The organism is Ruegeria sp. HKCCA5929, assembly GCF_013034525.1.
GTDB lineage: Bacteria > Pseudomonadota > Alphaproteobacteria > Rhodobacterales > Rhodobacteraceae > Ruegeria.
The window spans coordinates 1-11,162 of record NZ_WQGE01000016.1 but is presented as its reverse complement, the minus strand read 5'-3'; the positions used below and the strand labels follow the sequence as shown (position 1 = coordinate 11,162).

Annotated in this window: 11 protein-coding genes; 4 read left to right on the top strand and 7 right to left on the bottom strand. The window is 55.3% G+C overall.

The genetic code is table 11. From position 1 onward, the window contains the following. Nucleotides 1-102 precede the first annotated feature (102 nt). Complete coding sequence (locus tag GOV90_RS20995) at nt 103-984, bottom strand: LysR family transcriptional regulator (protein WP_170379999.1); 882 nt, start codon at nt 982-984, stop codon at nt 103-105. 104 nt (nt 985-1,088) lie between these two features. Between GOV90_RS20995 and GOV90_RS20990 the strand changes: the two genes are divergently transcribed. Genes GOV90_RS20990 through GOV90_RS20980 form a run of 3 tightly spaced genes read left to right on the top strand, consistent with a single transcriptional unit; the run spans nt 1,089 to nt 3,052 of the window. Then, nucleotides 1,089-1,883, top strand: a complete 795-nt coding sequence (locus GOV90_RS20990) for a VOC family protein (RefSeq protein ID WP_171096791.1) — start codon at nt 1,089-1,091, stop codon at nt 1,881-1,883. Between the two features lie 35 nt (nt 1,884-1,918). After that, nucleotides 1,919-2,689 (top strand): nuclear transport factor 2 family protein, encoded by a 771-nt coding sequence (locus GOV90_RS20985; protein WP_171096790.1) that lies wholly within the window; start codon nt 1,919-1,921, stop codon nt 2,687-2,689. 60 nt (nt 2,690-2,749) lie between these two features. Beyond that, nucleotides 2,750-3,052: a hypothetical protein gene (locus GOV90_RS20980; RefSeq protein ID WP_214648679.1), complete on the top strand. Its 303-nt coding sequence runs from the start codon at nt 2,750-2,752 to the stop codon at nt 3,050-3,052. 138 nt (nt 3,053-3,190) lie between these two features. On the opposite strand, the gene GOV90_RS20975 is transcribed toward GOV90_RS20980, so the two are convergent. After that, complete coding sequence (locus tag GOV90_RS20975) at nt 3,191-4,684, bottom strand: DUF1254 domain-containing protein (RefSeq protein ID WP_170380003.1); 1,494 nt, start codon at nt 4,682-4,684, stop codon at nt 3,191-3,193. Nucleotides 4,685-4,718: 34 nt separating this feature from the next. After that, a complete protein-coding gene (locus GOV90_RS20970; protein WP_214648678.1) occupies nt 4,719-6,230 on the bottom strand; it encodes a DUF1214 domain-containing protein in 1,512 nt (503 codons plus the stop codon). A 96-nt stretch (nt 6,231-6,326) separates the two neighbouring features. On the opposite strand from GOV90_RS20970, the gene GOV90_RS20965 reads away from it, so the two are divergent. Continuing rightward, nucleotides 6,327-7,349 (top strand): AraC family transcriptional regulator, encoded by a 1,023-nt coding sequence (locus GOV90_RS20965; protein ID WP_170469388.1) that lies wholly within the window; start codon nt 6,327-6,329, stop codon nt 7,347-7,349. Nucleotides 7,350-7,682: 333 nt separating this feature from the next. Here the strand turns inward: GOV90_RS20965 and GOV90_RS20960 are convergent, their stop codons facing one another. From GOV90_RS20960 to hdhA, 4 genes are read right to left on the bottom strand one after another with little or no spacing between them, the layout of a single operon-like run. After that, nucleotides 7,683-8,153 (bottom strand): hypothetical protein, encoded by a 471-nt coding sequence (locus tag GOV90_RS20960; protein WP_216602383.1) that lies wholly within the window; start codon nt 8,151-8,153, stop codon nt 7,683-7,685. 41 nt (nt 8,154-8,194) lie between these two features. Then, entirely contained in the window at nt 8,195-8,905 is a 711-nt protein-coding gene (locus tag GOV90_RS20955; protein ID WP_171096789.1) for a hypothetical protein, read from the bottom strand. Nucleotides 8,906-8,915: 10 nt separating this feature from the next. Further along, nucleotides 8,916-9,710: an SDR family oxidoreductase gene (locus GOV90_RS20950; protein ID WP_171096788.1), complete on the bottom strand. Its 795-nt coding sequence runs from the start codon at nt 9,708-9,710 to the stop codon at nt 8,916-8,918. A 36-nt stretch (nt 9,711-9,746) separates the two neighbouring features. Next, nucleotides 9,747-10,514, bottom strand: coding sequence for a 7-alpha-hydroxysteroid dehydrogenase (gene hdhA / locus GOV90_RS20945; RefSeq protein WP_171096787.1), 768 nt, complete (start codon nt 10,512-10,514; stop codon nt 9,747-9,749). Nucleotides 10,515-11,162: the final 648 nt, after the last annotated feature.

The following is an 11,162-nucleotide window of genomic DNA, read 5'->3' as shown; positions in this document are numbered from 1 at the left end:
TCGCAACCACAAACCGGTCTAATCGCTAATGCCGTCGGATGACGGCTTTGAGCCCATACCTACCAAATGCTGCGCATAGCGCGAGTGACTGCTTTGGACTTCCTACGCTCGAATCTCTTCACGCATAAACTCGACAAAGGACTTAACACGCGGCTTTCGAAAGGCCGAAGGCAACTGCACGCTTTGGATCGGCAAAGTGCGGGAATGGAACTCCGGAAAGAGTTGCACAAGACGTCCGGTTTCAAGGTCGTCCCCCAAAAACACATCTGGGCATATGAAGATGCCGCTCCCTGCGCGCGTCGGAACGAGGCAGGCGGGAGGACTGTTTGCGAGAAATGGGCCAGAGACAGGCACCTGCACGGTTTGCCCTTCGATCTGGAAGGGCCAGCGGTTTGGATCCGGGTTGTTCGCATCTCGAATGCAAATGTGGTCCGAGAGTTCCGCAGGATGTGAAGGTGCGCCATGTTCTTCAAGGTAGGAAGGGGTCGCGACGACTTTCATATGCGTTTCACCAAGCTTGCGAACGACCAAACTGGAGTCACTGAGCGCGCCGATCCGTATTGCGATATCGAAACCGCCCTTGGCCAGATCGGCATAATGATCCGACAAGTCCAATTCGACCGTGACGTTCGGGTGTTGCTCTACGAAGCGGCTTGCTGCTTTAGCCACCGCCGTGTCGCCATAGGTAAGGGGCGCGGCCACACGAACGATGCCCTTCAAGCCCTCTGAAGCGTCAAACTCAGTCTCCAACTGCTCCATCTCAGCCAGCACTCGTCGCGCTCCTTCCAGATATCGCTCCCCCTCGTGGGTCAGCGACATAGACCTGGTGGTGCGATGGAGAAGATTCAGCCCAACCATGTTTTCGAGCTGTGCGACACGCTTGCTGACCAGCTTGTTTGAAATGCCAAGCCGTTGTCCGGCGGCGGCAAAAGAACCGGATTCCACAACAGCCACGAAGCTCTGCATCCCGTCGATCCGGTCCATAGAATTGTCTCCATTTGCGCGATACACACTCGCTCTTATCGCCATTTTATGGAGAAAAGACCATCGCTAAGTTCCTCTCAAGCTTAATCGCAGGAGAAAAGAACATGGCAGCGTCAGACGCCCCCATCTCAATAGGTCAGGTCGCCCTGACGGTGCGCGATCTGGATAAGACCGCCACCTTCTATGAAGACGTGATTGGCCTCGGCCTGATCGAACGCGACGGTGAAAGCGCCTACCTCGGCACCGAGGCTGGAACGCTGATCGAGCTGCGCCAGGACCGAAACGCCAAACCCTTTCCTAAAGAGGCGGGGCTGTTTCACACGGCATTTCTGTTGCCTTCCAAACAAGACCTCGGCGCATGGCTGATCTACGCGGATGAGCGCGGTGTTCGCCTGGACGGGGCATCCCACCACGGTGTCAGCGAGGCGCTTTATCTGAACGATCCCGAAGGAAACGGCATCGAAATCTATCGTGACCTGCCTCGCAAAATGTGGAAACGCGAGGGCGATACCGTCCACATGACAACGCACCCGCTCGATCTGAAATCACTCACAGAAGATGCCACACAGTGGCAAGGCGCACCACAAGGCACAGTCATCGGACACGTTCATTTACGTGTCGGTGATGTCAGCAAAGCAGCGAAATTCGTTACTGACGAACTGAGTATGGTTCAGACCTTTGAGCTGCCCTCAGCCCGCTGGTACGGGTCCGGTGGCTACCATCACCACCTAGCTACAAACGCTTGGCAATCCAAGGGAGCAGGCTCGCGCTCTGCTGGGGCCACTGGTCTCACAAGTGTTGAGCTGTTGGCAGACCCCAAAACTCTCACGCCCGGCCGCAAGGTCGACCCGTGGGGCACTGAATTCACGATCAACTCGGCGCAAGCCTGCGCCGCGTGAATATCGTCAAATCAAACCAAGAGAGGACAACAACAATGACACCTAAAGAGCTCGTATTGGAGGCTGTAGCCGCCATTTTCGTCAACTTCGACGCAACCGCAGCCGAACAACTGCTGGCAAATGACTACATTCAGCACAACCCTGCTGTACCCACAGGTGCCGCTCCAATCCTGGGGTTTATCCCCGGTCTTAAGGAAAGCGGGATCGAGGTGGACATCCACCGGGTCATCACGGAGGGCGATATCGTCGTCCTGCATACCACCTACAACAACGCCCAGGCGTTTGGTGCAGACACCTTGGTTGGCTTTGATGTCTTCCGCGTCGAGGACGGAAAGGTTGCAGAACACTGGGACAACCTGACACCAATCACACCGCCGAACCCGTCGGGTCATACTCAGACCGATGGTCCAACTGAGATAACCGATCTGGATAAGACCGCTGAGAACAAGGCGCTGGTCACAGACTTTGTGCACACCATCCTGAAGGTTGGCGACGTTGACCGGATAACCGAATTTCTGTCGACGGAGACCTACATACAGCACAACAGCAACATTGCTGACGGTCTGGACGGTTTGGGTGCGGCTCTTGCAGGCATGGCCGAGCAAGGCATCCAGATGATCTACACGGACGTCCACATTGTTGTGGCCGAGGGCAACTTTGTCTTCACCGCCTCCGAGGGCACGTTTGCCGACAAGCCGACTGCCTTCTATGACCTGTTCCGCGTCGAAGACGGCAAGATCGTTGAGCATTGGGACGTAATCGCGGACATCCCGTCCGAGATGGCCCACGACAATGGAAAGTTTTGATCGGGTGCCATCATGAAAGCGTTCTTGATCACCCTGATAATGCTCGTAGGAGGTAACGCAATGGCACAAGACGTCGGCGTCATTGAAATTGTGACGATGGACCTTGCTGAAGGCGTTACACCGCAAGAGTTCGAACCTGTTGATAAAGTCATCGAAGATGAGCATGTCAGCAAACAACCAGGCTTTGTCTCGCGCCAAGCTGCATTCACAGATGGCAAATGGGCAGTGGTAGTTAACTGGGAAAGTGCCGAAGACGCCCAAGCGTCCATGGATAGCTTTGCATCAGCACCCGCTGCTGAACGATTCATGAGCATGATCGATGCAACCACAATGTCGATGACACGCTACAATTTAGCGCGATAGCAGACAAACAGAAGGGCGGCACTACGAGGTAGTTGCCGCCCTCCCCTGGTTGTTGTCGCGTTGTTCGGGATGCGCACTCACATGGCACGACATCTCGTTCTCGATAGCGAACTGTTAGGGCGCTAAATTGACAGTCTATCACTCCATAAGTTCGATCTCGCCCGGGCGCCACGATCCGTCGAACCAAGGCTCGAGAGGGCCATACAATCGCAGTACGGTCGACCAAGATTTGCCCGGCATCGTCTGTATCCAGTTGCCCTCTTTGCCTTCAGGCGCTTCAGGCGCGAACCAGACAGTGTAACTTCCGTCTTCATTCGCTTCCAATGTAGCTTGGTTGCTGTCGACCCCTGCGAGTTTCTGATCAGTTTCGAGCAGTGAACGGGTTTGGGTGTCGTAAACGACGAAAGACCAGTAATCCTGCGCGGGCGGATTTGGCGGGATGGTGACGGAATAGGTGTTGCTCCCATCGAAGTAGTTCCCGTCACTGTCCCGGTTTGCCAGCGCATATTGCGACCCGACACCAACCTTTTGTGCAACCATGGCAGGCGTAATGCCAGTCGCGTAGTAGTGGAACAGGGTCCGCGCATCGAGGATTTTCACGTCCCCCGCCTGGAACTCATGATTGCCACCGACGAACGCCGTCTTCCAATACCCTTCGTCATAGTAGAATGGCGCACGCGAGCGAGGAGCAAAATTCAACGACTTAGCCGCCGCCGTGCCCAATGCGACTGCCTCTGTGAGCAGCAGCCTCAGTTCGTCATCGGGTTCAAATGGTTCACCTTTTCGGATACCCAGCGAGAACATTGCTCCCATCAATTCATCGGGAAGTGCTCCTTCCGCTTCGTTGTCTACAACGGCCTTCATCTCTTCAAAGAAGGAAAAGTCATTGGCGTGTATCGTGTTGAACTGAAGATCAGTCAGGTTCACAAATTCCTGATCGGGCGGCGCGTCGCGGTCTTCCCACCGGTAAACACGAAGAGTTTCCTTCACACGATCCACTGCGGCTCCAACGCCGTCTTCCCCATAAAACGCACGCAACAGAAACCAGTTCCGATAGCTTGGCGGCTTCACAATATAGTAACCGTCGTCCGGCAACTCACCTTCATAGTCGGGCGGAACGATCAAGAACTTCCCACCCTCGCCAGCGTCAGGCCCAGCGTTCCCGATGTCAGTGACATAACGCATATAGGCATCGTTCACGAACCCCAGCATGCCCGGCGGCACGTCGTAAACCACTGGCCCTTCGGACAGGTCCGTACAGTTAAGAATGTAGATTGTCGTGGTGTTCGGCGTGAGAAGAAGCGAACGGGCGTTATACAGGTCTTCAAAGATCCCGATCTTCATCGGATCAACGCCAGCGCCCTCTTCGAGCCCGTGACACATTGCATATGTTGAGGCTGCAGGCATTCCATCCATGAATACCTGCATGCCACGCATGAAATTTAATGCGTTATACGACAGCTTAGCTGTATCCGGCGTCGGCAAGCCGTCAAAATATTCCAACGTTCCAAATCGTGTCTCCACCTGATCCGGTACGATTATGCTATCCGGAACTTCAGCCTTGTACTCTTGGGCTGGAGATTGCGATGCGAGTACCAGGGCGGTCAGCACGGCTAACGACTTTGTTTTCATTGTTCACTCCATTGGGAATTTTTGTTTGTTTTGATCAGTTTACTTTTTCTAGATCGCCCAGCATCCAGCCACTTTCCAACCATCCGTCTTGCGGCCCATATAGACGGAACAAAAGGAAGTACGGCTCTGTGGTTGGTATCCAGTTGCTTTCCTTGCCTTCCGGTGCCTCCGGTCCAAAAAAGATGTCGTAAGAACCGTCTTCATCGGCTTGCATAGAGTCTGTGTCGCGCTCGGACAGACCCACTGGATCAACGTTCCGGATGAAGCTCTTGGTCTCCATCGAATAAACAATCACGGACCAGAAATCGTCGGCAGGTGTGTCTGCTGGCACGTTAAGTCTGTAAGTCTGATTGTGGTCGTACATGTCGCCGTCGCTGTCGCGAAGGCCCGTCAGATAAAAGGTACCGCCACCGAGTTGTTTCGGCAGGTACGTGATCCAGAAGTAGCTGCCGCCCGCACGCGCATCCACAAGTACCTCTGTCTCAGTCTCATACGGGAAGCCTGCCTCGGGTTGACCTTCGGCAAAGTCCCATATCAGCCACTGGCTTTTCATCTCGCCGCTATCGTCGACCCAGAGCGGTATCATGGCTTTGCCGGGCGTAACAAAGTAGTTCTGCATAGAGGCATACGCCAACAACAAACCCTCATTCATTGCTTTCAACTGAATTTCCGATGGTTCGAAAGGTTTTCCCTTTTCGATCCCGAGATCCTTCAGGAAATTTACCATGACCTTGTCTTGTTGTCTGACGGGGTTGTTTTGAACGTAATCATTCAAGTCCTGAAAGAAGGTCTCGTTGTAGTATGGAAGCGAGTCGTACGGCACTTCTGACGCTTCGAGATAGTTGTTGGGTGGTGGATTGTCAGCCTCAGACAGGTAGTACACTTTGATCGTCTGAGCGTACTCGGCCGCATCGGTGTCCGTTCCGCCATTCGTCAGTTTTGGCCGGAACGAAAAGCCATATTCGTAGGTATCTGTTTCAAAGGGAAGGTATCCCGCTTCAGTTAATTCCTCCAGCGACATTTCCCCTTCGTAGCCTGGGGGTAGCATGAGGTACTTGCCGCCGGCACCTTCATCGAAACCATCGGGACCTACGTCCACAATAGGAACATCCCAAGCATTCACGATTGTACCGAAGTAGTTCACCTTGTCGGTGGCAGCGGGCACTTCAATGACAAGGGGACCGGGTTCGGAGGTCATTGAAGCCCAAGCATAGGCCGTAACATCGTTGGCCGTAAGAAACCCATGTTTGGAGTCGAACGGCTTGTTGAGATAAATGATGTCATTGTAGTCGCCACCGAGGTCGCGGCGAATGCCCTTGAGGAAATCGATCATACCGGCGGCAGGCATTCCCCAGATGGCCGTCTGGGTGGCACGCTGCACCATAATCTTGTACTCGATGTCCTCGACCTCGGCTGATCGTGCAAGGATGTCGCCCGTGTCGTTGAAGGACTGGGAGAAAACTGGTGAAGCAGAAATACCTGCGCCGAGCACCATTCCCAAAAAATGCATCGAAAAACCGCCGTGTAATGGCCGAAGTATTTTCATATTGCAATGCTCCCTGCTGTTTAGGGAAAGCTTGCACATCCGTTCAGCCGATGCGTATCATTTCACGACACGCGGGCGAACAAGCGGGTTGACGGATTGAACCTACCACCGATGATTTCGGCTAAGGCCTTGGGCGCGATGCCCCAGTTTGTGCTTGAGGCCGCTGGGGAAAGACGCTTGTTGCGTGCTTTTGACTCTGCCGATCTTCCTGTTCACTTCATTGAGGAAAGAGGCGGTTACATCTCGGAGCATGCCTTGGCGACCTTTGTGCACGAAGCCGCACGATCCACGGGACAACAAAACATCGGATTGTTGTGGTCACCGTATCTCACTGTCGCTGACTACGGCGCCTGGGGGAGTTACGTTCTTTCTGCTCCAACGCTGGGGGCAGCGCTAATACGAGCTTCTGCCGTCATGCCATTTCATTCGTCTACGGATCGCGCGTGGCTTGAAACTTCGGGCACAAGCGCGCGCTACTGTTATCGTTTTGGACTTCGCTCGCATTTCGCGTATCCGGACATCGGCTTCTCGGCCGTTGGGGTTTTTTTGAGCATATTCCGCGCGTATTTAGGAAGCGACTGGAAGCCATCTGCCGTGCTCTTGGACTTCCCGAAGGTTCCTGGATTTGTCGAGGCAGAAGACACCTACGCTTGTCCTGTAATCTGGAACGCCTCCCGGCTTGGGGTTGATTTTGATGCATCGGCTTTGCGAGCCGAAACCACGCCCAAAAAACTTACCGGCGGCTCGACAACCGTCGGAGATATTTCTCGCGAACGATTGGGCGGCCCACCTCAAACACTTAGAGGACAAGTCGAGGAAGTGGTTTGGCAACAACTTCATCGGGAGGAAATGTCGATTGATGCCACCGCGCGTTCGCTCGATCTTGGCGTTCGCACACTACAACGGAAGTTAGCAACCGAAGGGGTTCGTTTTCGCGAAATCGTCAACGATGTCAGGGTAGCAAGGGCCGAGGAACTCCTCACAGATACGCGCGAGACAGTCTCCAGTATCTCCTCCATGCTAGGATATGAAACCGCAAATAATTTCAGCCGCGCATTTAGGAAGGTGACGGGACTGACGCCCTCTGACTATCGCAAGATGAACTCCGACAATAGTTGACTTGTGGGTCGCGAGAGCAATCTTCCAATGTCTGCTTTGTCCGCATAGCCGACTTTGATCCAATGGCAATAAAGTCCGCATAGCAGTCCCTCGGACAGATCACAGCGAACGACAGCACCGAGCCCGTTCTGCTCACTGGCTAAAGGCGCAGCATTCGACATTCGGGGACGATAATTTCCGTTTACTGAGAAGGCAAAGTGCAGATTTTAAACCTTAGTCTCGAGCCATCAAACCAGGTCGATCAGACGATATTTCTTTGCCAAGTTTCATCAACAATCGCCTGCACATCTGACTTCGGATGCAAGCAACTTGCTTGCACCCAACCAAGCCACACTATGCACCGCCGCCCCCGGTTACCTCAACGATCGTCAGATAATTCACTGCGGCCGCGACCACGCCCGCGATCAACCCCAGCAGGATCACCGCAAACACCAGACCCACTTCGACCGTCCCGAATGCCCACTGCCATAGCACCGCCAGGGCGACCACCGTGCCAAAGGCGACCAGCCCGTGTTTGAACACCAGCCTCAATGTGGTCGGCACAAACGGCTTCTTGGGGCCCTTAACCGTGACATGGGCCACAGCAGTCAGGATCATCGCGAGCGAAACCGCCAGTAAAACCGCGCCACCCAGAACCGAGTGACTGCCGCCACTGATTGAATCCAAAGTGAGCGGGATCGGCGCCGTCCCGCGCAAGATGAAATACTGAATGATGCCATTGATAACTGCATTGATCAGGCCGGACAGAATTGCCCCACGCAGTATTTGATCCGACGCCATCGGCAGCTCGCTCGATCTGGTCATCTTGTAACGCTCCATTTGTTCGGGTTCGCGTGCAAGCAACCTCACTGGCCCTGCCGCGCGACCTCTTCAAGACTGGGGAAGAACACCTGGCGGCAACGATCGAGGCGGCTTGCCCGGTTCTCGTAATTCGACCGGGCAATGCGCAAGTCGACCTCTCGCTGCAGCAAGGTGGCATCAGAGAGGTTTCCTCGGCTGTTCAGTTCACGCGCACGTTGCAGTGCCTTCTCCGCATAGGCCATCCAAGCTTCGTTCGCCCGCACCTCAGCAGGTCCCTTGTCGCAACCCGCGTTCCAGCCTTCCAGATAGGCGGAATAAAGATCGTCGAGCGGCACCGACTTGCCCGCGAAATGATCCCCGATCAACTGCAACGCCGCCACCTGCGCCGCCACCGTGGTCAGGTTCTTCTCGGCAACAACCAACTGCAACCGGTTCCAGGCATCCTTCAGTTGCGAGATCTCCAACTCAAGCTCGGAAATGGCGCTGCGCTCAAACAGTTCCAGATTTCGCGCCAATATGGCCGCGTCCCGGTCCACCTGTGCCTTAAGCGTTTCCAGGTGAATGGCAATCAACATGCTCTGGAACCCGACCGATCGACCCTGATCGGCAAACATCATCATGAAAATTTGATCGTTGGTCACAGGCGCGCCTTTGTCCGGCTGTGCTGCTTCCTGTGCCGAAACCCAAGGGGAAGCAATCGCAAGAGTGGCCGTGATGATTGACGCTCCTACCAAGCGCAAAGACAGAAGTTTCACGGCGCGGCCCTCAGCTTCCGAACAAGCGCACAACGGCGCCGCCGCCATGCACATTGATCGTTTGCCCGCTGACCCAACCCGCTGCCGGCGAACACAGGAACAGCATCGCGTTGGCAATGTCTTGCGGGCGGCCTGGCCGTCCGGTCAGGTTGTCGGGATGGGCCAGTTTTTCCTGCATTTCAGGAGAGATGCCCGCATCGCCATAGCCGGCTGTCATCACCGTGCCGATCAGCACCGAATTCACGCGCACCCGCTTGTTCAGCATGTGTGCCAACGACACCATCATCTGGTTAAGGGCCGCTTTGGCCGTGCCATAGGGCAGGATGTCATAGGCCGGTACGGCCGAGGAAAACGATCCTGAGTTGGTGATCGACCCGTTCTCGGCCTTCTCGAGATACGGCAGGCAGGCCATGCTCATACGGTAGGCGCTGATCGTGTTGAGTTTGTAGGAGTTGATGAACTCTTCTTCGGGGATCGCCGCTGGATCGGGTTGACGACCGCCCCAGCCCACGTTGTTGACAAGTGTCGAGATGCCGCCAAAGGCGTCCGCAGTTGCTGCCACAACGGCGTTGATCTGATCCGCGTCGGTCACGTCACAAGCCATTCCGAGACACGCGTTACCGGTTTCCTCGGAAATCGTTGCGGCGGTTTCCGCGGCCATGTCGCCGTTAAGGTCGGCAATCATCACCTTGGCTCCCGCCCCGGAAAGAGTCTTGGCGATGCCCGCGCCGATATTCTGCGCACCACCGGTGATCAGGACGGAATGTCCGTCCATGCGAAATTCTGCAAAAGCGTCAAAGCTCATATGTCATGCCCTATCTTGGAATGGGTTGAAAAACCGTTAGTCCAGTTCCTGCACGCCGCCGCCCGAAACGGTCAGCACCTGACCGCTGATCCATGCTGATGCAGGTGCACAAAGGAAAAGCGCGGCATAAGCGATGTCGTCGGGCTCGCCCAACCGCCCGAGAGGAGTATGCTTCAGCATTGCCTTCTCGATGTCGTCATTCAGCACCGAAGCCAGCGCGTCGGTTTTGATCGCACCAGGTGCAATGGCGTTCACCCGCACACCCATCGGCCCCAGATCGAAGGCCACGTTGCGGGTTAGATGGTTCACAGCCGCCTTGGATGAACCGTAAGACGCCATGCGCTGGTTCTTGTTCTCGCCAGCCATCGACGAGATATTCAGGACTGCGCCGCCGCCGGCTTTTTGCATGTGCGGAGCAGCCAACTGCGTCAACCGAAACAGTGAAAACACGTTCAACTCATAGGCCCAACGGAAGTCATCCATCGGCATGTCAAACGGCTTGGGCCCTCCGCCCCCGGCATTGTTTACCAGAATGGACAATCCGCCGAACTGCGTTACAGCCAAGTCCACCGCCGCTTGAAGGTCGTCTTCGACCTTCACATTGCAGGCCAGCGCAGCAGCTTTCCCGCCCGCGGCATTGATGTCATCTGCAACTGCCTGCGCGGTCTCGGCTTTGAGATCACTCACTACGACCGCAGCGCCGGCCCCGGCAAAAAGCCGCGCCACGCCTCGACCAATTCCTGCTCCAGCGCCGGTGACAAGTGCCACCTGACCGTCCAGCCGAAACCGCTTTGCATCGAACATAAAACCCTCCTGAAGCTTTAACGGTGTTACGCCGGGGCGATACGCAGGGGAGCCGGCGCTGGATCAAATATCTTCCGCTTTACTTTGTCGGAAGAACCGCATTGTGCGGTGCGTTCTTTTGCAGAGATGTGGGTGGCGGGAGCGCTCCCGGGAGGCTGAGTGCGCCATCAATCTTGCTTCCGGTTTAAACAAGTGTTTTTAGCCTTAAGGTGGTTCGGAGGGTGGCTCCGAACCAAAGTCAGACCTTAGGCTGGTTTGGTGCCGAGCAGTGTTTTCGTTATACGTCGCCGATTTGGCAAACGGCACATGAGCAAACTACGACTCGGTTGGTGCTAACGCATCCCCCGAACCGCATTCAGGGGCAAGACGGTTTTGAGCTTGAAAGATGCACGCAGTGCCGCCTTCCGATCCTAAAAGCCGAACCTGTTCCGGATGGTCAATCGCCGATACCTGAAGCTGCGGAATGAATGATAGGGGGCCGTGAATGACGGCCTACTCTCTTTTTTGCTTCCACCCGAATGCAGACACAGATCGACACTGCGGCGAAAATCTACTTTGTCCGCAGAGCAGTCATTCAGCGGAATTGACGGAACGGTCTTGTCAGAAGAACTTGTCTTGAGGCAGGCAGGACGGTTGCGTAGCTTTTGC

Bases quoted from the DNA above. Each gene is read 5' to 3' on its own strand.
- GOV90_RS20995 (WP_170379999.1), bottom strand. From the start codon at position 984: ATGGACCGGATCGACGGGATGCAGAGCTTCGTGGCTGTTGTGGAATCC.
- GOV90_RS20970 (WP_214648678.1), bottom strand. From the start codon at position 6,230: ATGAAAATACTTCGGCCATTACACGGCGGTTTTTCGATGCATTTTTTG.
- GOV90_RS20985 (WP_171096790.1), top strand. From the start codon at position 1,919: ATGACACCTAAAGAGCTCGTATTGGAGGCTGTAGCCGCCATTTTCGTC.
- hdhA (WP_171096787.1), bottom strand. From the start codon at position 10,514: ATGTTCGATGCAAAGCGGTTTCGGCTGGACGGTCAGGTGGCACTTGTC.
- GOV90_RS20960 (WP_216602383.1), bottom strand. From the start codon at position 8,153: ATGACCAGATCGAGCGAGCTGCCGATGGCGTCGGATCAAATACTGCGT.
- GOV90_RS20980 (WP_214648679.1), top strand. From the start codon at position 2,750: ATGGCACAAGACGTCGGCGTCATTGAAATTGTGACGATGGACCTTGCT.
- GOV90_RS20990 (WP_171096791.1), top strand. From the start codon at position 1,089: ATGGCAGCGTCAGACGCCCCCATCTCAATAGGTCAGGTCGCCCTGACG.
- GOV90_RS20950 (WP_171096788.1), bottom strand. From the start codon at position 9,710: ATGAGCTTTGACGCTTTTGCAGAATTTCGCATGGACGGACATTCCGTC.
- GOV90_RS20975 (WP_170380003.1), bottom strand. From the start codon at position 4,684: ATGAAAACAAAGTCGTTAGCCGTGCTGACCGCCCTGGTACTCGCATCG.